This window comes from Streptomyces avidinii (assembly GCF_045161815.1).
GTDB lineage: Bacteria > Actinomycetota > Actinomycetes > Streptomycetales > Streptomycetaceae > Streptomyces > Streptomyces avidinii.
In genome coordinates this window covers 8627738-8650695 of sequence record NZ_CP108863.1, presented here as the reverse complement: position 1 = coordinate 8650695, position 22958 = coordinate 8627738, and the positions used below count along the sequence as shown (strand labels likewise).

General features: G+C 68.5%; 17 protein-coding genes and 4 pseudogenes. 12 read left to right on the top strand and 9 right to left on the bottom strand.

From position 1 onward, the window contains the following. Positions 1-276: 276 nt before the first annotated feature. Positions 277-1866: an alpha/beta hydrolase gene (locus tag OG373_RS39415; RefSeq protein ID WP_405443690.1), complete on the top strand. Its 1590-nt coding sequence runs from the start codon at positions 277-279 to the stop codon at positions 1864-1866. Between the two features lie 368 nt (positions 1867-2234). Beyond that, positions 2235-2351, top strand: a pseudogene (locus OG373_RS39410) (IS5/IS1182 family transposase); the annotation flags it as partial. Positions 2352-2353: 2 nt separating this feature from the next. Here OG373_RS39410 and OG373_RS39405 read toward each other — a convergent pair. Then, positions 2354-2590: pseudogene (locus OG373_RS39405) on the bottom strand (nucleotidyltransferase family protein); the annotation flags it as partial. Between the two features lie 94 nt (positions 2591-2684). On the opposite strand from OG373_RS39405, the gene OG373_RS39400 reads away from it, so the two are divergent. After that, positions 2685-3011, top strand: a complete 327-nt coding sequence (locus OG373_RS39400; protein ID WP_405443689.1) for a hypothetical protein — start codon at positions 2685-2687, stop codon at positions 3009-3011. A gap of 276 nt (positions 3012-3287) precedes the next feature. Here OG373_RS39400 and OG373_RS39395 read toward each other — a convergent pair whose 3' ends face one another. After that, a complete protein-coding gene (locus OG373_RS39395; protein ID WP_405443688.1) occupies positions 3288-4025 on the bottom strand; it encodes a dienelactone hydrolase family protein in 738 nt (245 codons plus the stop codon). Between the two features lie 366 nt (positions 4026-4391). On the opposite strand from OG373_RS39395, the gene OG373_RS39390 reads away from it, so the two are divergent. From OG373_RS39390 to OG373_RS39380, 3 genes are all read left to right on the top strand, one after another. Next, positions 4392-5087 carry a VC0807 family protein gene (locus OG373_RS39390; RefSeq protein WP_405443687.1) on the top strand — a complete coding sequence of 232 codons (696 nt, stop codon included), beginning with the start codon at positions 4392-4394 and terminating at the stop codon, positions 5085-5087. Next, the gene (locus OG373_RS39385) at positions 5084-6292 is read left to right on the top strand and encodes an aromatic ring-hydroxylating dioxygenase subunit alpha (protein ID WP_405443685.1); all 1209 of its coding nucleotides are present in this window, start codon (positions 5084-5086) and stop codon (positions 6290-6292) included. The genes OG373_RS39390 and OG373_RS39385 overlap by 4 nt, the downstream gene beginning before the upstream one ends. Before the next feature lie 167 nt (positions 6293-6459). Next, on the top strand, positions 6460-7248 hold the full coding sequence (locus tag OG373_RS39380; RefSeq protein WP_405443684.1) for a hypothetical protein: 789 nt from the start codon (positions 6460-6462) through the stop codon (positions 7246-7248). A gap of 108 nt (positions 7249-7356) precedes the next feature. Here the strand turns inward: OG373_RS39380 and OG373_RS39375 are convergent, their stop codons facing one another. Next, a complete protein-coding gene (locus OG373_RS39375; RefSeq protein ID WP_405443683.1) occupies positions 7357-8205 on the bottom strand; it encodes a hypothetical protein in 849 nt (282 codons plus the stop codon). 130 nt (positions 8206-8335) lie between these two features. Next, positions 8336-8503 (bottom strand): annotated as a pseudogene (locus tag OG373_RS39370) (SAM-dependent methyltransferase); the annotation flags it as partial. A 241-nt stretch (positions 8504-8744) separates the two neighbouring features. On the opposite strand from OG373_RS39370, the gene OG373_RS39365 reads away from it, so the two are divergent. Next, positions 8745-9962 carry a DUF418 domain-containing protein gene (locus OG373_RS39365; RefSeq protein ID WP_405443681.1) on the top strand — a complete coding sequence of 406 codons (1218 nt, stop codon included), beginning with the start codon at positions 8745-8747 and terminating at the stop codon, positions 9960-9962. A gap of 162 nt (positions 9963-10124) precedes the next feature. On the opposite strand, the gene OG373_RS39360 is transcribed toward OG373_RS39365, so the two are convergent. Beyond that, a complete protein-coding gene (locus OG373_RS39360) occupies positions 10125-10448 on the bottom strand; it encodes a hypothetical protein (RefSeq protein ID WP_405443680.1) in 324 nt (107 codons plus the stop codon). A gap of 69 nt (positions 10449-10517) precedes the next feature. Here OG373_RS39360 and OG373_RS39355 point away from each other — a divergent pair. Continuing rightward, positions 10518-10809: pseudogene (locus OG373_RS39355) on the top strand (hypothetical protein); the annotation flags it as partial. Between the two features lie 52 nt (positions 10810-10861). Here OG373_RS39355 and OG373_RS39350 read toward each other — a convergent pair. Further along, the gene (locus OG373_RS39350; protein ID WP_405443678.1) at positions 10862-12871 is read right to left on the bottom strand and encodes a hypothetical protein; all 2010 of its coding nucleotides are present in this window, start codon (positions 12869-12871) and stop codon (positions 10862-10864) included. A 934-nt stretch (positions 12872-13805) separates the two neighbouring features. Between OG373_RS39350 and OG373_RS39345 the strand changes: the two genes are divergently transcribed. The 3 genes from OG373_RS39345 to OG373_RS39335 all read left to right on the top strand — a co-directional run bounded on the left by OG373_RS39345 (position 13806) and on the right by OG373_RS39335 (position 17621). After that, positions 13806-15236: a DUF2252 domain-containing protein gene (locus OG373_RS39345; RefSeq protein ID WP_405443676.1), complete on the top strand. Its 1431-nt coding sequence runs from the start codon at positions 13806-13808 to the stop codon at positions 15234-15236. Between the two features lie 113 nt (positions 15237-15349). Next, positions 15350-16444, top strand: a complete 1095-nt coding sequence (locus OG373_RS39340) for a glutamate--cysteine ligase (protein ID WP_405443675.1) — start codon at positions 15350-15352, stop codon at positions 16442-16444. 340 nt (positions 16445-16784) lie between these two features. Then, positions 16785-17621, top strand: a complete 837-nt coding sequence (locus OG373_RS39335) for a class II glutamine amidotransferase (RefSeq protein ID WP_405443673.1) — start codon at positions 16785-16787, stop codon at positions 17619-17621. Positions 17622-17657: 36 nt separating this feature from the next. On the opposite strand, the gene OG373_RS39330 is transcribed toward OG373_RS39335, so the two are convergent. Then, the gene (locus OG373_RS39330; protein WP_405443671.1) at positions 17658-18551 is read right to left on the bottom strand and encodes a hypothetical protein; all 894 of its coding nucleotides are present in this window, start codon (positions 18549-18551) and stop codon (positions 17658-17660) included. A 479-nt stretch (positions 18552-19030) separates the two neighbouring features. Between OG373_RS39330 and OG373_RS39325 the strand changes: the two genes are divergently transcribed. Further along, positions 19031-19510, top strand: a complete 480-nt coding sequence (locus OG373_RS39325) for a ricin-type beta-trefoil lectin domain protein (RefSeq protein WP_405443669.1) — start codon at positions 19031-19033, stop codon at positions 19508-19510. 104 nt (positions 19511-19614) lie between these two features. On the opposite strand, the gene OG373_RS39320 is transcribed toward OG373_RS39325, so the two are convergent. After that, a complete protein-coding gene (locus tag OG373_RS39320; protein ID WP_405443668.1) occupies positions 19615-20979 on the bottom strand; it encodes a glutamate decarboxylase in 1365 nt (454 codons plus the stop codon). A 439-nt stretch (positions 20980-21418) separates the two neighbouring features. Beyond that, positions 21419-22927, bottom strand: coding sequence for a DUF4246 domain-containing protein (locus OG373_RS39315; protein WP_405443667.1), 1509 nt, complete (start codon positions 22925-22927; stop codon positions 21419-21421). Positions 22928-22958 lie beyond the last annotated feature (31 nt).

Sequence of the window (22958 nt, the reverse complement as noted above, 5' to 3'; positions counted from 1 at the left end):
GGTGCTTGACGGTCAGTCCGAACGTGCCGGCGGACAGCGCGGCGAGGGTGTCGGCATCCTCGTCGGTGGACCAGCCGGGACAAGCTGTCCTCTGGCGGACTGGCGCGGCCCGGCCGACGCGCCGTCAGGCCCACTGCTGCATGTCGGCCAACTGTCCGAATATCGCATGATACGTGAGTTGTACAAGGAGTGGCCCTCAGGAGGGATTCGCCCTGCCCACCGGTGCAACACGGTGGACGGGCACGCAATCTCCGTAAGAATGGGGACACCGCACGTATGAAACGCCTCTCACCGCTGTTGGCCACCGCCGGACTCATCGCAACCACCCTGTCCCAGCTGGCCGTTCCCCAGGCATCCGCCGCCCAGCCCACCCCCGGGTACATGAGCCAGAAGCCCGCCTGGCACCGCTGCAGTGAAGACAGACCGGCGACCTACGAGTGCGCAACCCTCAAGGTCCCGCTCGACTACGAGCGCCCCCAAGGCCCCACGATCGACCTCGCGATATCCCGGGTGAAGAGCGAGAACCCGGCCAAGCGGCACGGCGTCATGCTCCTCAACCCGGGCGGACCCGGCACCCCCGGACTCTACCGGCCGATGCGGTTGAGCACGGAGATGCCCAAGGACGTACGGGACCGCTACGACCTCATCGGCTTCGACCCGCGCGGCGTCGGGGCCAGCAGCCCGATCACCTGCGGGCTGGACCAGACCGAGACGGGCACCGGCGGGGCGTACCGGCCAGAGCGCTTCGCCTCGGACGTGGCGTGGGCGCGCAACGTCGCGGACAAGTGCCGTGAGAAGGCCGGTGACGTGCTCCCGTACATCACCACCCGCAACACGGCCCGCGACATGGACGTGATCCGCGCCGTGCTGGGAGAGCGCAGGATCTCGTACCTGGGCTACTCGTACGGGACCTACCTCGGCGCGGTGTACTCCCAGATGTTCCCGCAGCGGACGGACCGCTTCGTGCTGGACAGCGGCGTGGACCCGCACCGCATCTGGCGCGGCATGTACCAGGTGTGGTCGACCAGCTCCGGGCCGGCCTTCGAGCGGTGGACGCACTGGGCGGCGGAGCGCTCGGCCGAATACGGCCTCGGCGCGACCCCCGAGGGGGTGTCCGACACGTTCTGGGCACTGGTGGCGCGCGCCGATCGGGAACCGATCGACTACTTCGGGCAGAAGCTCACGGGTGACGACATCCGGGACCCTGGAGTGTTCTACTCCCCGGTCGAGGCCTCGATCATCACGAGGTCCATCAAAGCCGCGGCCGAGCGGACACCCCTGCCGGCGGACGCCGGGGTGCCGGACGTGAAGAGGCTCCTCGCCGGCGGCCGGGGGGCCACCGGGCCGGATCCCGACACGGCGGCCGCCCCCGCGCCGGGCGACGGGCCCGCCCCAGAGGCCGTCTTCGGTGACAACGGCACCGCCGTCTACTGGTCCGTGGTGTGCGGGGACACGGAGAACTGGCCGCGCGACCCCGAGCAGTACGCGCGGGACGCGGCACAGGACAAGGTGAAGTACCCGCTGTACGGGGACTTCGCGTCGAACATCAAGCCCTGCGCCTTCTGGCAGCGGCCACTGGAGGCAGCGACGCCCATGACGCACCAGGCGAAGGTGCTGACCGTGCAGAACGAGTGGGATCCGATGACCCCGCTCAGCAGCGGTCAGGGCCTGCACCGCGCTCTGAAGGGCTCGCGGATGGTGTTGGCGAAGGGCGGGCAGGGCCACGGGGTGTACCTCATCGACGGCACCTCTTGCGCCAACGATCCCGTCAACACGTACCTCACCACGGGCCGGCTCCCCGCCAGGGACGTGACATGTCAGAGTCCGCCACGCGAACAGGAGCCGAAGGGGTCGTCGGCGCCGTGAACCCTGCCATCGTCCTGGATGCCTGACGAGGGGGACACCAACCGGACCGTGGAACGCGATCGAGGGCCGATCGCCCTGCGGGCGCCGGGCCCGGTGGGGCCGACCGCTCGCCCGCGTGTGGTCGCCCGGCTGCGCGGGACAGGTCGGTGCAGCGGATCCCGGGCCCGGTGTGCCGCTCCAACACCGGCCCCACCGCGACACCGTGCTCGGCGCACCAGGAGACCGGGACGACGCCACCGCCTGTACACGGGCCGCGTACATGTGAGGCACGGATTCACCCGTGCGGGGGAAGGGCAGGGCCCTCTGCGGCCCGGCTGCTGACCCCAAGGCCCGGACACGCGAAAGGGCCCGTTACCCCTGCACCGGGCACCTTCGCCTGGTCTCACCACTTCAAGCGTCTGCGAATCCGCTACGAACGCCGGGCCGCCCTCCATCTCGGCCTGCTCCAGCTCGCGTGCAGCATCGTCTGTCTGCGTCGGCTCCGGCCTCAGGATGAAGAGGTGGCTGGGGCGACAGGGCCAGATGGCCAGGTGAGAACGGTCAGCTCAGGCCACTGCTGTTGCCAGCGGGCCGCCTTGGCCTCGTACACCTCGCGCGGGGCAAGCACCGGGTTGGGGCGCACGACGAGGTTGAACACGTCGGAGAGGCCGTGCGGCGCATAGACGCGCCATCGGCCGCCCGGCTCCAGGCGCACGCCCAGGCAGCAGGTGGTCGCCGCGAAGCTTCGCCGAGGACATCGTCCAGCACTACCAGCAGTTCCTGAACCACCGCCGAGCCGCGCGTCCCGAGGGCGAGTACGTCGATGTCACGGCCGAGGAGTGGGCGAGTTCGAGGAACACTTCGACAAGCGCGAGGTCGGACTCGGAAACTGCGCGCGCCCCTACGGATCGCCCTGCCAGCACGAGCACGCCTGCATCCGATGCCCAATGCTCCAGGTCAACCCGAAGATGCTCTCCCGGCTGGCGGAGCTGGAGAAGGATCTCCTCATGCGGCGCAAACGGGCTCAGGCAGAGCAGTGGCTCGGCGAGATCGAGGGGATCGACCTGACGCTCACCTTCCTCCGCAGCAAGCGGAGCGACGCAGCCCGAACCCGACGGGAACCCGTCCACCTCGGCCTCCCCCTATCCCGAGCTGAAGGCGACTGATCCTCCATCGGCCCGCTGGACAATGGGGGGTTCAGCCGAGATACGCGTCAAGGGTGCAACGAGTAGATCCTGATGCGGTGACGCCGCAGTAAATGCGTACATCTCTGATGACGGCCAGGGCTCCGTCGCAGTAAAACCGTTATTTGCTGCGGTAGTTGGGAGTACGTCTCCGCGACCGTACAACTGGCCGAATGTGGGTCTGCTGTGACGGCTTGAGGGGAGGAGACTGGCAGTGCGCGACGCCGACCAGGCCTGGCACCAGCATGTTCGCCTGGGTCATGCCCCCAGTTCCTCCACCACAGGCAGGCACTCGGCGAGCAGGTCGACGACGTCGCGCCAGGCTCGCTGCGCGTGCTGTGGGTGGTAGCCGACGCCGGGGACCACGGGGTGGTCGACCGGCGGGTGGTGGAAGGCGTGCAAGGCGCCGCCGTAGACCGTGAGGCGCCAGTCGACGCCCGCGGCCTGCATCTCGGCGGTGAACGCGTTTCGTTGAGCGGGCGGCATGATCGGGTCTTCCGACCCGACCCCGGCCCACACCGGGCAGCGAATGCGCGCCGCCTCGCCCGGTCGGCCCGTGGTCAGTGCGTTGACTGTCCCGATCGCGCGCAGGGTGACGCCGCCGCGCCCGAGTTCCAGCCCGACGGCGCCCCCGGTTCCGTAGCCGACGGCGGCGATCCGGTCGGGGTCGGTCCGGGGCTCGGTGCGCAACACGTCGAGCGCCGCATGGCCGATCCCCCGCATCCGGTCGGGATCAGCGAGCAGTGGCATGCAACGGGCCAGCATCTCCTCGGGGTCACCCAAATAGCGCCCGCCGTGAAGGTCGAAGGCCAGCGCTACGTATCCCAGCTCGGCGAGAGCATCGGCCCGGCGGCGCTCGACGTCGCTGAGCCCCATGCCCTCTGGTCCGAGCAGCACCGCGGGCCGGCGGTCGACACCGGCCGGGAGCGCGAGGTGCCCGATCATCGTCAAACCGTCGGCCGGGTACTCGACCGTACGCGTCGTAATCGTCGTCATGAGACTGGACTGTAGTGATCGTCGAGCCCGGTCCGGCCGGTGTTCTGCCGCTGGCAGAACAGCGCGGGTGTCCCTCTGAAATACGGGACGGGTCCGGCGCTCAGGGCTTCAAGATCATCCCGTTGCCCCTTTGGCCTGCCTGCCTGCCTGCCTGCCTGCACAACCCGGGCAGGCAGGCATTTTGTTGCAAAGCGAGGCCGGTCCCCTCCGGAGCCTGAGCTCACGGAGCCGTCTGGCCGATCCCGCATCGCCCCCGCCATCGGCACACGGGGATGGATCAGAATAAAACGGTACATCGAAGGATGTACGCGCATATCACCCACCATGTCGATTTGGTGATCTTGGCCGGTCCCTACGGTTTTTCGTATGGCATCACTGAACGGTCGGACCGGAGCACACGAGATCCCGACGTGGCGGGCAGCGGCCACTGCAATGCTGCTCGCCGTGGTTCTCCCGCTGGCCGTGTTCTACGTCCTCCGGGCACAGGGGATCAGCCAATGGCTGGCCCTGACGCTCAGCGGGGCAGTCCCCGCAGTGCACATGGCTGTCCGGGCCGCCACGCAGCGTCACGTGAACAGCTTCGAGGCGTTCATGATCGGCATGCTGGCGGTACGCATCGTGACGTCGCTGCTCACCGGCAGTCCACGGGTCATCCTCGTCAAGGACGCCGGACTCGGGACGGCTGCCGGGCTCTGGATCCTGGGCTCGCTACTCGTGGCGAAGCCCTTCGCCTTCCAGGCCGGCCAGTCCTGGCACGCGCCCACCGGCGCAGCCGCCCGAGAAGCAGCCTGGGACACCTCGCCCGCTCTGCGCAGCGGACTGAAACGGCTGACTGTGCTGTGGGGCTGCACGCAACTGCTGGACGGCGCTGCCGGAATGCTCCTCGCCCTGCTGATGCCGGTGGAAACGGTTCCGGCACTCAACCGGGCCAAGGGACTGGCGCTGCTGGGCGCTGTCCTCCTCGCCACCGTCTCCTGCAGCCGCCGCTACCGGCGTCGGCACGCCCTGTCCCTCTTCGGTTCGACACCTCTGATCACCGGAAAGGAAGGCCGATCACCATGACCGTGCACCACACCACGGCCAAGCAGCCTGCCTCCCCCGCGTCCGCCCCCGGGGCCCTGCGTGAGACGCTCGCGGAGCTTGAGCGTCTGGCCACGCTTCCACTCGAACGCGGCCAGACACTGCCGCCCCACGCCTACACCTCCCCCGAGATGTACGCATGGGAGGTCGAGCGGATCTTCCGGCGCGAGTGGCTCTGCGTGGCACGAACCGAGGACATTCCACAGCCGGGGAGCTATCTGCGGTTGGACGTACTCGGCACACCGCTGGTGATCACGCGGGACGAGGAAGGCAAGCTTCATGCCCTGTCCCGGGTGTGCCGCCACCGGTTCATGGACCTCCTGCCGCCGGAGAACACGCCCGAGCGCGGCTGCCTGGAACGGCTGACGTGCCCGTACCACACCTGGACCTACCGGCTGAACGGCCACTATGCGGGACAGCTCGCCGGTGCTCCGTTGATGCAGCGTGTCGAGTTCGACCGGGCCGGCTGCCGGCTCCCGGCCCACCGCGTCGAGGTCTGGAACGGCTTCGTCATGCTCAACCTCGACCCCGACGCGGCACCGGCAGCACCCGCATTGCGCGGGCTGGACCTGCGCCTGAGCAGCCTCGGCATCGCGGACTGGGTGAGTGTCCACACCCAGACCTGGGAAGGCGTACCCGCCAACTGGAAAGTGGCGGTGGAGAACGGTTCGGAGAACTACCACCACATGGGCACACATGCGGCGACGCTGGATCCGGTACTGCCGGGCCGGAACACGGAAGTCGACGAATGCGACGGCCGCTGGTTCACCATGTTCACGCCGCTTTCCGACCCCGAGCAGGGCGGCACCGGCCTCGGGAGGCCTTCTTCTCGATCCCCTCGGGAATCGCAGCCGGGAATGCTCATTGCCGGTATCTTCCCGCAGTTCGTCCTGGCGGTCCTGCCCAACAGCGCGGTCGGCATCCGCTGGCTGCCCACTGGTCCCGACACCCACGACACACAGATCACGGCCATGGTCCCACCCGGGGCGCACAGCACTCCCGGTTTCGCGGAGGCGCTGGCCGCCATGCGCGCCCAGATCGCGCAGGTCCAGGAAGAGGATCTCGTGGCCGTCCGCGGCGTCCAGCGCGGCCTGGCCTCCCACCCGGCGCCGTCCAACGGCCGGTTCTCCCATCTGGAGCGCCCGTTGTGGCAATTCCAGCGCTACCTTGCGGAGCGACTGTTGTGACTGCCGTCAGGCATCGACGTCAGAGGGTCAAGATCAAGCCAGGGAACGTGGCGTTGGTAGCCGCGTCCGTCGCCGTGCCGGTCCAGGAACAGCCCCGAGTCGCCGAGCGCGGCCGCGCCGGCCCGGTGGCTGCCGCGCAGCGCGGGCAGAGCGACGAAGGGTGGGACATGCGCGGGACGGACGCGATGGCGGCACTTGCCGAGCTCATGCCGGTGATTGACGGGGTCGACGAACGGGTCGACCGGGGTGAGGTCGAGGCGGCCTGGGGGACCCGGTTCCCGTCGGACTGCGTCCGTTTCATGAAGGTATACGGGTCGGGGGTGATCAGCGACGGGATCAGCATCCTGCTGCCGGCACTGCAAGCCGATGGGTACCCGTACACGGCAGGCCCGGGCCTGCAGGACGAGACGGAGATCGCCCGCGAGACCTGGGAGATGTGCCGCGACGCCGCCGCCTTCGACGCGGACCTCGAGTCCATCGTGGCGTGGGGCGTGACGTCGGGCGCGGACATCTACTGCTGGGTGACCGCGTACGACGACCCGGATCGTTGGCCGGTCCTGATCTGCGGGAGGCACACCAACCCCGAGATGCAGTTTTGCACCCCCTCGGGATGGCCGAGTTCCTTCACCGTCCCCTCGGGCGACGCGGCGGGACGGGTCGGCTTCTGGAGAGTTCACGTACTGTCCCGCACGATGTGCTCCCGACCCCTGGGGGTGCCTTGGTCCGGGGAAATACGATCGAAGGCGACCAGCTCCTCCTCGTGCCGCCCGGAGATCGACGTGTCTCCGTACGCCGGCTACTTCGACAGCCGTTCGAACTCTCCAACCACCCTCACGTGGTCTCCTGGTCACCGGTCAGCACGGCTTGGAGGGCGAGTGCGACCGTGCCGGCGCTTTTCCGGACTACGGGACACAGGGACGGTCGGAGCTCTCAGAGCAGAAGACTTGATCGTGTGAGAAACGCGCTGTGGAGTGCGACGTATGCGGGCGTTCGGATCCGCGCGCACGGTGGCCCAGTGTGCTGGCCCGACAAACTTCGGCGCAGGCGCGGTAGTCGCGACCCGCTCAGCGCAGCAGCGCTCCGCGCAGGGTGATGTTGTGGCGTGTGCGCAGCCGCCGCAGCTCCCACATCGCCACGGCGGTGACGGACAGCGGTGCTCCCAGGAGGAAGGCCAGCCGGGCCCCGAGGGGCACGCTGTCGTAGGCGCCTCGGAAGAGGTCGAAGAGGGCGAGTTCCCATACCAGGAGCGTCGCGAGCAGCGGTGGCACCGTCTCGTGGAGGTCTGCCGTCCGGAAGACGTGGATGAGCGATTGCCCGATGCCGTAAAGGGCGAAGGGGGCGAGCCACAACAGGAAGGCGCCCAGGGCGAACAGCAGCACCACCCGCCCTGCGGACGCCGTCCAGTTCGTGTGCTCGTCCACATAGCCGAGTCCTGTGATCAGGCGCGGCACGGCGAGCGTGACGACCAGAGCGAGCAGCGCCGCGGCCGGCTTGACCGCGCGGCGCACAAACAGGCGCCGGTGGGGCGGGCGGGCCGCCGCGATGAAGGCGGCGACGGCGACCGGGAAGGTCACCGCCAGCACGATCAAGGCGGTACGGACCTGGCCGAAGCGGTCGTCGACCACGCCGTCGGCATCCGACGCCAGCCCGTAGGACAACAGCATCCACGTGATGGCGACCAGTCCGATGACCGTCCGCAGGATCTGCACCCTCTTCACCAACGGATCCTGCACGCGGTCCGGCCGGGACGGCGTGAACACCGTGCGGCCCACGGCGATGGGGTTGAAGAGCTGTCCGAAGGTCAGCCGGCGCGCGGCTGTCGGCGGTACCGGGGCCGGCGGCCAGCCCGCAACCGGGGGTTGTCCTGCTCCGTACGGATTCCAAGGCCCGCCGCCGCCCCCGCTTGCGCTCATCCCCGCGTCCTTCGTCTCGTATGGCCGACAATCTCATGGAGCATAAGCGGATTTCCGCACGCCGGATACGGACAAGGGGGCGTCCGTGCGCTGTAGCAACTGCCTCCGAGCCGGCGAGCACGCCGCCCCTGAGCTCGCGAGCGGCCGGATCGGGCTGTGGCTCGCTGATGACGGCCAGACGGAAACCTGCGGCAGAGAAGGCGTCGGTCGTCGCGTGCAGCGGCCTGCCCCAGAAACTCATCCGGGCGTTCTGCCCCACCAGGTCAGCCCATTCCTGGGTGTAGTTGGTGGCTGAGTACTGCCGGCTCCACCTGCAGTCGGCGGCGCCGGTGCCTGCCCCTGTGGCACCTGCGGCACGGAGCTCGGTGTGGTCGTTGGCGCAGGCGTCCGGGCGCTTCGACTGGGCTACCGTCATCGCATCAGGTCGGCGCTTCCTTCCGTCAGCTCTGCCGCACGCGCCGGGACCCGCTGGACGACGCCGGCCGCAGGTGCGGCACGGGGGGGGAGCCCTCACACCTACGACTGCGGAGGGGGAAGCAGTGCCTTCAACGGCTGTGCACGCACCAGGAGATCGGTCGACGCGGATACCGGAGGTCGACGCACTGCGCGGGTTCGCGCTCATGGGCATCCTGCTGGTCAACGCGTTGATGATGGCCGGTCCGTACGGTCTCGGAGCCATCACCGATCCAGGTGCCTCCGCACTCGACCGGACCGTCGAGGGTGTCGTCCAGACCTTCGCGGTCGGCAAGTTCTACTTGATGTTCTCGTTCCTCTTCGGCTACAGCTTCACCCTCCAGCTGGCCTCCGCCGAACGCGATGGCACGAGCCCTGTTCCCCGCCTGCTGCGCCGCTCGCTCGGCCTGCTCGTCCTGGGAGTCCTCCACGCCGTTCTCCTGTACACCGGCGACATCCTCATGACGTACGCGGTGCTCGGCCTGATCCTGATCGCCTCACGCAACTGCGCACGGGCGCTTCGCGCCGCCCGGGTCCTGTACGGATGCCTCAGCGCCTTCCTCCTTCTTGTCGGCTTGGGGACGCTGCTCATGTCGGATGCCGAAGCAGCCGAAGCGGATGCCGAACTCGCGGAAGGTGTGCCCGAACTGATCGCCGGCTACCGTGGTGACGCCTCGTCAGTCGTGCAGGCCAACATCGGCCAGCTGCCCGACCAATTCCTCGCCGCGCTGCTGTTGAGCGGCTTCGTCATGGCGGCCTTCCTGGTCGGGCTGCACTGCGGCAAGCGGCGCCTGCTCGCCGACACGGGGCACCACCGTGCGCAGATGCGCCGCATCTTCGTGATCGGTGCCGCCGTGGGGCTGCCCGGGAGCCTCTTCATGGCCTTGGCCGTCAGCGGGCCGCTCGGTCCGCGATGGTCATCCTTCGGCTCGATGGTGGGAATGGTCACGGCCCCCGCACTCACCGCCGCGTACATCTGCGGGATGCTCCTGCTCATGAGGACCGCCCACGGCGCCGGGATCGCTGCGATCTTCGCTCCCGCCGGCCGGATGGCCCTGACGAACTATCTGAGCCAGTCCCTGATCATGGCCCTGGTCTTCACCGGCTACGGGCCGGCACTCTACGACCGCCTCAGCCCGGCCGTCGTCATACTCGGCGCACTCGTGCTCTACGCCGGCCAACTCGCCCTCAGCGCATGGCTCACGGCGCGATACCGCTACGCCCCGGTGGAATGGCTCCTCCGCGTGATCACCCTCGCACGGCTCCCCCACGACCGTGACCGGCCAACAGCCGCCACACGGTGACGCACACCCCACCGCCTTCCACGTCCCGCCGCAGCGGAGAGGCTGGCCAAGGGGCGCGAATTGTTGTTCCCGTCATGTGACCCGGTCAGGCCCGAGAACCCGTGCCGCGTGTTTGCGGGGGCATCCGGTGGGGAGGACGATCCCCCGCTGCCGCAGCCTGATCTACCGCGCAGCCCGCAACGCCGCCGCGATCTGGACGACATCCAGGTCGACGACGACCTCCTCACCGTCCCACACGCCGCGCGAGGAGATCGCCAGGCCGATGAAAGCCAGCTCGGCAGCATCGTCACGCAGTTCGTACTCTTCGTGGCTCTCCTCGCCGATCCCACCCAGTTCCTCGCGATCCCAGGCAGCGACTGCCGACTCTGCCACGGACCGAGGCAACCGCACGCTGATCCGACTGATCCGGGGATCAAGATGAGCCCCGATCGATGCCAGCACGGCCCGATCCTGCCGGTACCTCACATACTGTTCGCGACGTTCCACGAGCCGAGGGTACTCAGGCCCAGCCGAGCCACCGACACCAAAGCCGGTGAACGTATGCGGTCACAGCACTCCTGGAAGGACCGCACCAACTCGCCCTGGCGTGATCTGCCGGGCGAGCTCGGCCCGTTCCGGACCGCTCACCACGCCATCGGACGCTCCCGCGGAGGCCTGAGCACCAAGGTCCACCTGGCGGCCGACGGCCGGGCCGGCCCCCTGGCCTGTGCTGGCCGACCGCGCCCACTCCTCACCCGCCATCCGGGCCCACCTGCGACGCCGGGGAATCCACGCGGTCGTCCCCCAGCCGTCCGACCGGATCGGCCACCGCCAACGGCGAGGCCATCGCCCACCAGGCCGCACTCCACCTCGCCGGCATCCTCATCCGAACCCGACACTGGCCAAAGAGACAGAACCTATTAGGGCAGGCCGCCGACGGGGACGGTCAGTGCGGTCGCTTCGGCCTCGGTCTCGCGGGTCACGGGGATCTCCGGTGTGCGGAACCGGTCGAGGAGGGCAAGGGCGATCGCCGGGACGGCCAGGTAGACCAGGAGGACGACGAGGGCCTGAGTGGTGCCGTGGCCGTCGAAGTAGATCGTGTTGCGGAGCAGGATGTAGGCGTTGCGGGGCGGCAGGAACGGGCCGATGTCACGCCAGAACGCCGGCAGGTACGGGACGCCGTTGGCCCCTCCGGAGGAGGGGTTGCCGAAGAGCATGACCACGATGACGGTCACGAGGGTTCCGGCGGCGCCGAGGAGCTTTTGCAGGACGGCGGCGACGAGGGCGACGACGGCGACGATCAGCGACAGGATCGGCCACACGATCCAGAACTTCTCCAAGGGATAGCCCTGCAGCCAGAGGCCGACCACGAGGTTGACCACCAGGCCGGCCACGGCGGAGAAGCCGAGGAGGGCGGTCAGGCGCCGGCGTCCGGTCGCGCTGCCGGTGACGGTTCTGAGCATGGTCGAGGCCATGTAGCCGCCGACCAGCAGCGGGACCAGCATCAGGGACACCACGAAGCCGAACGGGTCCTTCTTCGCCAGCGGGTGTGGCGCGTACTGCTGGACGCTGAGCGGCTGCCCGAGCTTCTTCGCTGCGATCTCGAAGTTCGCCGCCAGGTCGAGGGGGGCGACGTCGCTGAGGGTGGGGACGACGAGCAGGGTGTTCGATGCCTGCCCGGGGATGAGCGCCCCGTAGATCTCGGCCTGGTCGATCGCGTCCTTCGCTGCCTGCTCGCTGAGGTACTGGCTGACCTTCAGGGAGAGGTTCTTCTCGGTCGCGGCCAGGAGCGGGGACGGTCCGACGGTACCGAACGGCATGTCGGTCGCTACGGGTTCGTGGGCCGAGCTCATGTAGTTGACGGTGAACAGGCACTGCATGACAGCGGCGATCGCCAGCGCGATGAGGACCCGGACGAGCGTCTTCGGGCCCGCGGACTGTGTGGCCGGGGCTTCGACTGCGTCGGGTGTGTCCGACGCGTCGGCGGGTTGGGGTGCGCCGGCCGGCTTGACCGGCCGCCACCGTCCCAGGTAGCCGACGATGACGCCGCCGCCCAGCGCGTACAGGCCGAGGACGATCAACGGTGTGGTGATGTTGTTCCCGTTGAAGTAGATGACGTTGCGCACCAGGGTGATGGCGTGCTGGGGCGGGAAGACGGCGCCGAGGTGCTGCCAGTACTCGGGCAGGAGGGTGACGCCGACCCCGCCGGCCGCGGAGCCGCCCACGATGATGAACAGGGTCGCGACCACGAGGGTGCCCACAGGTCCCAGGAGACGCTGGAAGGCTGCCGCCGCGAGGGCTACCGAGGCGGCGATCAGGATGAAGCACGGCAGGAGCGGCCAGAAGTGGCTGTTGGAGTATGCGCCGATCCCCGGCCCGGCGATGAGGTCCGTCAGCAGGGCGCCCACCGCCGAGTAGCCGACGAGCATCGCCACATGCCAGGGGGCCGCCGCCGTCCTGGTCGCCTTGAGCAGCAGGACGGCCGCCAGGTAGCCGCCGATGAGCAGCGGGATCAACAGCAGACCCGAGACACCGCCGAGGCGGTCGTACTTCGGCAACGGCTTGACGGTCTGCACCGTCAGGGGCCTGTCGAGCTTCTTGGCCGCGTCCTCGAACGCGGCTTCCACCTCCACCCGGCCGAAGAAACTCTTCGCTGGGACGACGATCAGCGTGTCGCTCGCCTGGCCGGGCAGGTAGGCGCCGTAGAGCTTGCTCTGGCCGATCGCCTCCATCACCGCGGACTCGTTCGCGTAGCTGCGGGTATCCAGCGACACTTTCGAAGCCACCGCGTTCACGACCGGCGACGCACCGGTCACCCCGAACGGGGTGCTCCGCAGCACCAGTAGCTGCAGCGCACTGACCAGGCAGAGCGCGAAGAAGCTCTGCAGAACCAGAACGATCCCCAGCGCGACCAGAGCCTTCTTCAGCACGGGTTCACCCTGTCGGCCCGCGTCGCCCGCCCGGCATACGTCGTGCCGGGGTCGGCCACGTCCGATCCTGCTGCCCGGACCGGGACCCCGATCGCTGCCAAGGAACTACACATAGCACCCATGCATGCACGTTATGGCCTTTGTGGGGGTCGGACGTGGAGGCGCCCACTCACCCGTGTCGAGCGTGGATCGCGCAGCAGATGCCCTGCACCGGGGGTGCGGGCCACACCGTTGAAGCAGTTGCCGGCCGGTCAGGCGCGATTCGGTGCTGCGGTGTTGTCCTGGCAACTGCCCTGACGCCCGTGCCGGACCCGCCACGCCCCTGCGGGCTCGGCGTCCTGTTGCACGGCATGACGGCTCCGTCCTCGCCGACCGCCGGGGCAGCCGGGGCAGCCGGGGCAGCCGGGGCAGCCGGTCCGACGACGCACTGGTCGTGAACCCTGGCTCCGAGAGGGCTCAGGGCCTGAGGGAGGGGTCCGAGAAGCGGGTCGCCATGCGGGGTGACCAGGACGGATCTACGGTTGAGGAAGGCCCGGCGCTCGCGGACACCCGATGCTCCACGATCATTCCCGGCTCGGTGTCAAAAGCCCACGGGAGGCGTACGACATGGCCGCTGCAGGCGAAACTCCCGTCCTGGGCACCCTGGCCGACGTCCTCGCAGCCCTGGCCGCCCCGCAGGCTCCGCCCGGCTTCGTCCCTGGCCCACGTCGACCGCGCCGTCAGGGCATGCGTGACCACCGAGCAGTTGCAGGACGTCCTGGTCACCGTCGCCGACGCCCCAGACCGAGCCCCAGCGCTGCGGCCCGGCTGACCGAGAGCAGACTCCACCCGCATCGGTGATCGGCACGGTCGGCATCGGACGGAACCACGGCACGTTGCCGGCCACCGAACGCCGGCGACCTCACGGCCAGAGGGCCAGACAGGAGGGCCTTGGATGCCCCAGCACGCGACCACGACGATGCGCGCGTCACTTCACGCCACGCCCGAGGAGCGCGCGGCACTCGGCAAGGCGGCCCGGCGCCGCTCACCACGGTCGGGGCACGCGGTGTACGAGCCCTCACCGAACCGACGGGACCCGCTGGAAATCCTGGATTCCCAGTCCAGGACCAGGGTGACGGAACTGGTGCCGATCCGGTACGGCCGGATGACCGAGTCCCCGTTCCGCTTCTACCGGGGCGCCGCCGCGATCATGGCCTCCGACCTGGCGGGCAGCCCCGACTCGGGGATCTTCGCCCAGCTGTGCGGGGATGCGCACCTGCTGAACTTCCGGCTGCTGGCCTCGCCGGAGCGGGAGCTGATGTTCGACATCAACGACTTCGACGAGACCTTGCCGGGCCCCTGGGAATGGGACGTCAAACGCCTGTCGGCGAGTTTCGTCATTGCCGCCCGGGCGAACGGCTTCGACGATGCCGAGCGCGCCCGCATCGTCGGCAGCACGGTGCGTTCGTACCGTGAGGCGATGATCCACTTCGCGGGCATGGGCAACCTCGACGTCTGGTACGCGAAGATCGACGCCGCCCGCCTCACAGCCCTGACCACGGACCAGCTCCACAAGAAGGGCCGCAAGAAGCTGGACCTCGCCATGGCCAAGGCCCGCTCCCGGGACGCCCTGCAGGTGTTCGGCAAACTCACGCACGTGGTGGACGGCCGGCCGATGATCGCGGCGGATCCCCCCTTGCTGGTACCGATCGCCGACCTGATGCCGGACGCCGAGCGCGCCTCGCTGGAGCGCCAGTTCAAGGCACTCATCGAGCGGTACGGAGTCACGCTGCCGTCCGACCGGCGCGCCCTCCTGGAGGACTACCAGCTGGTCGACGTCGCCCGCAAGGTGGTCGGGGTCGGCAGCGTCGGCACCCGGTGCTGGATCTTCCTGCTCCTGGGACGGGACGGCGGGGACCCGTTGTTCCTGCAGGCCAAGGAGGCCGACACGTCCGTGCTCGCCGACCACGTCGGGGCGAGCCGGTATCGGAACCAGGGCGAGCGCGTGGTCGCGGGGCAGCGGTTGATGCAGGCGGCGAGCGACATGTTCCTCGGCTGGGAACGGGTGGAGGGGCTCGACGGCAGGCGCCGCGACTTCTACATCCGCCAACTGCGCGACTGGAAGGGCATCGCGATGCCGGAGACGATGTCGCCCAGGCAGCTGGAGACGTTCGGTGGCGTCTGCGGCATCACCCTGGCCCGCGCGCACGCGCGGTCCGGTGACCGGATTGCGATCGCCTCCTACCTGGGCAGTGGCGACTCCTTCGACCGGGCCCTCGTGACCTTCGCGGAGGCGTACGCCGACCAGAACGAACGCGATCACCAGGCACTGGTCGACGCGGTACGAGAGGGACGGCTGCCCGCGGAGGAACTCCCGGCCGACTGACGGACCCGGCGTTCCTCCCGCACGAGACACGCGAGGAGCACCGGATTGCGCCTCATTGTGTGGCAATCGGCCCTCACCTGGGTGATCACATCTGGTTCGGGGTACTACCCAGCATGATCACTGTTGGGGTCGAAGAGGAGTACTTGCTGGTCAACCCGGAGACGCTCCTTCCTACCCCACTCGTGCAGCAGGTACGTGCCACAGCCCGCCTGGCACCCATCGCGGAAGAGCGAGAGGTCCAGGACGAGCTGCTGCAGGCTCAGATCGAAGTCGCCACCCCTGTGTGCACGGCCCTCGTGGAGGTGGGAGGCCATCTCCTGCGGTTGCGCCAGGCGGTCGCCGCCGCCGCGCAGGCGAACGGCTGCCGCATCGCCGTCTCTGCCACCGCGCCGGTCAGGAACGCCTCGCCCGTACCCATCACCAGCACGGCGAGGTACGTGAAGATGCAGGAAGAGGCCCGGTTGCTGGTCGATGAGCAGCTGATCTGCGGGATGCACGTCCATGTGGGGGTGCCCGACCGCGAGACCGGGGTGGCCGTCCTGAACCGGCTGCGTGTCTGGCTTCCGACGTTGTTGGCGATGTCCGCGAACGGGCCCCTGTGGGACGGACGGGACACCGGCTTCGCCAGCTGGCGCACGATCGTCTTCGGCCGCTGGCCGGTCAGCGGCCCGCCACCGCATTTCGCGGGGCTCGCGGACTACGAGGCGCGGGCCGATGCGCTGGTGAAACCGGGGGTGATCCCGGACCGGGGGCAGCTGTACTGGCACGCCCGGCTCTCCGAGCGCTACCCGACGGTTGAGGTGCGCTGCTGTGACGTGCAGCTGGAGGCGGACGACGCGGTGATACTGGCCGGCGTCGTCCGCGGGCTCGCCGCCACCGCGGTAGCCGAGGAAAAGGCCGGAGTCGCTCTCGTGCCCTGCCGAGCGGAGCTCCTGCAGGCCGCGACGTGGCATGCGGCCAGACACGGACTGGGCAGCACGCTGGTGGACCCGACGGGCCGGCTGCGGAGCAGCGGGGACGTGCTGAGCGCGCTCCTGCGGTACATCGGCCCCGCCCTCGAGGAGAACGGTGATCACCGCGAGGTGACCTCGCTCGTCCACCGGCTGCGCCGACGGGGAACGGCGGCCGACCGCCAGCGCCGCGCCCTGGCGGAAGCCGGCCTGCCGGCGGTCCGCGACCTGATCACCGCAGGGGCCACTACCGCGTGACCTCGCCGGGATAGACCGATCCGGCCGTGCCGTCCGCATCGGCTCCGGCCGATCGTGCGGCAGCTCGCCGTGCGGTGGCAGCTCGGGCCGCGAAAACCCCGTGGAGTGCGAGGTTCTGCTCGGCATGCTCGGGCTGCTCCCCCACGACAAGCACTGCGGGACCCCAGACCCGCATCTCGAACACTTGGGCGAATAGAACTGCGTGCGGGCACCGCCGACCCGACGGCCCGGCCGCTCCGCATGGCGACGCGCGGCGAAGGAGGCGAAAATGGGGTTGGCCGGGGGGCGAGCGCGACAAGGCATTCCCGCAGGTTCAGGTGAGGAAAACAGGTGATCGCTCATGTGCCGATGGCTCGCTTACTCGGGAACACCCCAGCTGCTCGACACCATCCTCTACAAACCGGCTCACTCGCTGATCGATCAGAGCCTGCACTCCAAGCTGGGTGTCGAGACAACGAACGGTGACGGGTTCGGCGTCGGGTGGTACCCGGAGGGCGGCGACGGCACCCCCGCGCTCATGCGGGACGTCGGCCCGGCCTGGAACAACCGCAACCTGCGGGAGCTCGCGGACCACGTCAGGTCCCCGTTGTTCTTCGCCCACATCCGGGCGTCGACGGGTACGGCGGTGCAGCAGACGAACTGTCACCCGTTCCGGCACGGCCGCTGGATGTGGATGCACAACGGCTCCGTCTCCGGCTTCCACGCCATGCGGCGGGACCTCACGATGCTCGTCGACCCCGCGCTGTACTCCGAGATCGAGGGGACGACGGACTCGGAGACCATGTTCTACCTCGCGCTCACCTTCGGCCTGGAGGAGGACCCGCCGGGCGCCGTCGCCCGGATGGTGGGGCTGGTGGAACGCGTCGGCCGCGAACACGGCGTGGAGTATCCGATGCAGATGACGGTCGCCGTCAGCGACGGGACGTCCGTGTGGGCCTTCCGCTACTCCAGCCAGGGCGCTTCCCGGTCGCTCTTCTACAGCAGCCGGGTGGACTCGCTGCGCAAGCTGCACCCCGAAGTCACCTTCCTTCAGGAAGTGTCCGACGAAACCCGCCTGGTGGTCTCCGAACCCCTCGGCGATCTGCCCGGCGCCTGGAACGAGGTACCCGAGAGCAGCTACGGCGTCGTACGGGCCGGGGCCGACGAGTTGCGTCCCTTCACTCCGGAACCGGTGTGACGCAACGTCGCATTGTGCCGAACACCCAAGGGTCCGTCAGGGACAGGCGTCGGCCGGGTCGTCGTGGACGAGGGCGCAGACCATCTGTGCGCCGCGCCGGTGATCGGGGTACTTCGCGAGCAGCTCGGCCTTGAAGTCCTCCCACTGGCGCGTGATCTCGGCGGTGGCCCCGGCCGTCGCGTGACGGAAGTTGTCGCCCGTCCCCGAACGGGCCGATGCGAGGGTGTCCTTGTTCAGGGCGCGGTCGTGGGCGACCCGGCCGTCGCAGTCGGCGGGCTTGACACCCGTGGAATCGATGTCGGTGTAGCAGCCGGTGGCAAGGTCCGCGGGGATACGCTCACGCGCGTCCCGGGTCCAGTCGGCGTCCTTCATGGTGCTGTAGCGGCGGATGTCGAGAAAGGGCGCCACGTCCCTACGCTCCAGGCCGGGCGGGTTGTCGATGCCGATCGGGCCGGGAGCGGGCCGGTCGCTCCAGTTGGAGTGCGAGTAGAAGTCCTCGATCTGGTGCCACCCGCGACCGAGCTGTTCGAGGACGGCGCACTTGGCCCGCCCGGGCTTCTCGTCCCACGTGCAGTGCGAGGACAGGTCGCTCTGGTCGGCGCGCACCTTGCCGTCAGCGTCGACGAGGCCGTCGGCGGCCTCGACCGCGTTGCGGAAGCGGGTGACGGAGGTACGGATGCACGCGAGGAGCTCGGTGTCGGCCTCGTCCCGGGTCCGGGGGTAGTCGGGGGCATAGCGGGCGGCGAGGTAGTCGGCGTTGTCGCAGTGCAGGGGGCCGACGCCGAAGTACGGCGGGCGGTCGTTGGCGTTGATCGCCCCATTGACGGCATCGGCCATCTCGGTCAGCGTGACGGGCTCCCAGGGCAGTGCCGCCCTGGTGATGTCCTCGTGGTTGCCACCGGTGAAAGCATGGGCGGGACCGATCGGCACGGTGGTCAGAACCGCAGTAAGAAGGGCCGCGAAAGCTGTGCAGGACGCGCGGGGCAGGCCGGGCGGCATACGGCGGGGCATACGAGGCTCCGGGCGCCCTGGAGGCCGACCGGGCGCGGAGGCCTTCGAACGTCGACCCGGCCGCGAGAGTACAACCATGCCTCCATGCTGCGCGTCCGCCCCCAGCCCCGCATTCGCTGTCTCTTTCACGCCGGCTCCGACGCCGTGATCGCATCGGCCACAACGCGATCACGGCTTGGTGGGCGGGATATCCCCGCATGCCGGCGGGCTTGTTCCGCCACTCGGAAATCTTTCGGATCATCGCACATCCGGACTCCTTGGAATGAACGTGCGGCGCAGAAACCGTTGGCCAACCAATGAGTGGTGCTACCAATTGCCATGCGCTCGGGTCCGAGTTGGGAAATCACCTTGTGATCGTGCGCGAATCCCACGCCTCCAGCAAGAACGGATTCCGCCCCATGGAAATCGCATTCCGCAAGACGCTCGCCGTCGCGACGCTCGCCCTGACTTCCTCCCTCCTGCCGGCCGTCGGGGCAGAGGCCGTAGACACCGCCGCCCCGTCCCTGCGCGCTCCCGGCCTCTACTGCCTCGCCAACGCCTGGGAAACCCCGAACATCTCCACGAAGCCGTGCGATGCCGCCGACCGCGGCCAGCACTGGACCCTCTCGGGCCAGCAGATCTCCCTCAGCAATGCGCGGGGCTACTGTCTCGCCAACACGTGGAACGCCCAGGACGTCTCGGTAAAGCCTTGCAACTCCAAGGACCAGGGGCAGTACTGGACTGTCTCGGGTCAGCAGATCTCCCTCACCTATGCTCCGGCCTACTGCCTGGCCAACGCCTGGCAGACCCCGAACATTTCGACCAAGCCGTGCGACTCCGCCGACCGCGGCCAGCGCTGGGTGATCTTCAACGACCAGATCAGCCTCGCCGCCGCCTGACCCCTGCCCCACCACTGCCGCACCTGATCTCTGCCTGGACAGAGCCGGGTGCGGCAGCCCGCACGGCCCTGCCCGAGCACTTCGGATCGTGGAAGGGTGCCGCGTCAGTAGCCGGTGCCGCGCTTGACCTGGGCCCGCTCGATTCCGTGGGTCGCACCCTTGTCGTCCAGCGTGCGACAGGCGTCGGCGATGTCCTGGGTCAGGCGATCGACCTGCTCACGGCTCAGAGTCGCCTTGACCAGGGCGCGCAGGATCTTCACCCGCTCGGCGTTGGGCGGGAGGGTGTACGCCGGCACCATCCAGCCCCGCTCGGCCGAGAGCTGCCAGGCGATGTCGGACTCGTCGTACGCGTGCTTGCCGGCCAGGCGGAAGGCGACCAGCGGCAGCTGCTCGAGGTCGCTCCCGATCACCTCGAAGCGGCCGCTGCTCCGCAGGTTCTCCGCCAACGTGCGGGCGTTCTCCTGCATGATTTGCATGACGTAGGTGTAGCCCTGGCGACCGAGCCGCACGAAGTTGTAGTACTGCGCGAGCACCATCGACGCACCGGTGGAGAAGTTCAGCGTGAACGTCGCGTCGGTCTTGCCCAAGTAGTTCTCGTAGAACACGAGGTCCTTGGCGAGATCGGCCTCCTCGCGGAAGACCAGCCATCCGATGCCGGGGTAGACCAGTCCGTATTTGTGTCCCGAGACGTTGATCGAACGGACCTGCTCGAGCCGGAAGTCCCATTTCGACTCCGGGTAGAGGAAGGGCCACACGAATGCGCCGCTGGCGCCGTCGACATGGATGGGAATGTCGAGGTCCCGCTTCTTGCGAACGTCCCGCAGGAGCTTGTCGATCCCGACGACATCGTCCTTGTGGCCGGTGAACGTGGTGCCGAGAACGGCGACGACGCCGATCGTGTTCTCGTCGAGGTGGGGCTCCACGTCCTCCGGGCCGATCGTGTACTTGTCCTCGGCGAGCGGCACGATCCGCGGCTCGACGTCGAAGTAGCGGCAGAACTTCTCCCACACGACATGGACGTCACCCCCGAAAATCAGGTTGGGCCGGTCGATCGACAGGCCGGCTGCCTGGCGGCGCTCGCGCCACTTCCACTTCAACGACAGCGCCCCGAGCATGATCGCCTCGGATGAGCCCTGGGTCCGACATCCGGTCGTCCTGCCCGGCGCATGGAACAGGTCTGCGAGCATGCGCACACAGCGCTGCTCGATGTCGGCGGAAATGGGGTACTCCGCATGGTCGATGAAATTGCGGTGGAGGTTCTCGGCGATCAGCCGTTGGGCCTCCGGCTCCATCCACGTGGTGACGAACGTGGCGAGGTTGCGCTGCGGGTCGCCCTCCATCGCGAGATCCACATCCACGAGCCTCATCGCATCGGTGGCGGCCATGCCTTCCTCGGGGAAGGTCTCCGAGGGAGCGGGCACCGTCAGAAACCGGTTACCGAAGAGAGCCGAAGCGTCGCTCTTAGTCATGGACCGATTCAACAGCGCCGGGCCTGCCGCGGGGCGCGGGACACACCGACGGACCAGGCGCGCGCGGAGGAGGTTACGGAGATGCAGCTGTAGACGCACGCCGGTCGCGTGCCAGCAGGTCGTGGATCCGGGTGTACTGCATGCCATCGACGCCCGACCAGTACGGCCGCCCCCGTGGCCGGGCTCGCCTCGCCCGGCCACGTGACTCTCCGATCCCACACGGCGAAGCGGCTGCCGACGGGCCGAGTCGGGATCCGGTACGCACGGCTGTCGGCCACTCGCGAGTCGCTGACGGCGGTGTCCACGACCCGTCCAAAGCGGCACGGACCCTTTTCCTCGGTAGACATCGGTGACGTTCGCCCCCTCCGTCCGTGGCATCGCCACCAGTTCCCTGTGGCGGGGCACATCGTCGCTGCCACGGACGGAGGATGGGCGAGGTTCAGTGCTCGCAGAGGGAGAATTCTCGCTCGTAGAGCTGCTCGTTGTGTTCGTCGACGAAGAACTTGCGTTCCTGCATGAGTTGTTCGCGGTAGTCCTTGGCCTGTTCAAGCGTCATGGTCGAGGTGTCGGACCATGGCTGTTGCGGTGGTACATCGGACGTCGAGACGATCTTTTCCGACGGGTCGACCAGGAAGAACGCGAGAATTTTGCGATGGCCCCGGCGCGTGGGGTCCGTGAGGCGGAATGAGCCGACGCGGTGTTGCAGGATGTTCGGGAACGCAAGGCAGCGGCCCGCTGGGGTCGATGTCGATCCCAGCAGCTGGTTCAGTGCGTCTTCGTCCTCCAGGCCGTAGACCTCACGCATGCCGCTGTCGTCGTTCTGTTCGTAGTCCGGGTCGTCGAGTGCCGCCCGGAAACCCAGGCTGCTTTCGGTGATGTTCTCGCTGTCCCAGTAGTAGATGCCGGTCGAAACGATCCGCTCGTTCAACATCCCCTCGACATGCCAGGAACCGCCGGAGTACTCGGGCTGGTCCGGGGTGAGATGAATGGTGGCGAGCTTGACGATGACCTGGAGACCACGGCCGCGCAGGTCGACTCGGGCGGACTCGTCGGGCAACACGGGCGGCGTGAAGGCCGGGGCGTCCGGGACGACCGGACTGCGGTTCTCCCACCAGTCGTCCTGGGCCTCTCCCCACACACGGAGGGCTTCTGCGTAGGCCCCCTCATCACTGTAGGAGCTTTTGTTCGGATACTCCGGCTTCGAGTCGTACCACCCGTAAGGATCGACCTCGATCCGCAGGGGCCGCGGATGACGCAGATCGGTGAGCACGTTCTCCAGCAGCGGGCGCATGCATGCGAACAGGTCCGGCAGGACGGACGTCAGCTCGCGATGCTGCTCGGGATGGACGTTGTTGACGTACGAACGGAAGGCGACATCGCCGTCATCACTGACGTCGACGTCAGTGGGCAGCCACTGGAACTTCTCCGAGAATTCGTACCTCGAGTAGCGGTTCGTCGGGTTCTGCCAAGCCCTCTCGGGCGCACCGCTCACCTCTCGCACCAGACAGAACAGCGAGGGATGGACCAGATCCAGCACCTGGCCGTCGGATCCGGGATGCCAGTCCTGTTCTGCCTCGGGCACCTGCTCCAGAACCCGAACCGCCTCGCGCAGCCGGGTTCTGAGCTTTTCGTCGACCAGCGTGTCCGACTGCCACACCCCGTCGACGGCGGACACCTCGACGCCGGTTCGACCGTCGCGGAGCGCGGCGTAATGCAGGAGTTCGGCAAGCACGTACCCAACCTGCGCTTCGGTGAGGCCCTGGGCCATCGCTTCCTGCGTCCACCGGGCGACGATCTCGGGATCGTTCATCTTGTCGAACCACCCCGGCTTCGCCCGAATGAGCGCGCTGCACTGCATCATCTGAAGTTCCCGCAGCGTTCGGGGGGTCGCGAACGATATGGAACGGGAAGCATGAAAGGGCAGCGGGAAAGCAGACAGGCCGGTCAATTCTCTTTTTCCTTGCAGTCGGTGTGCAGTG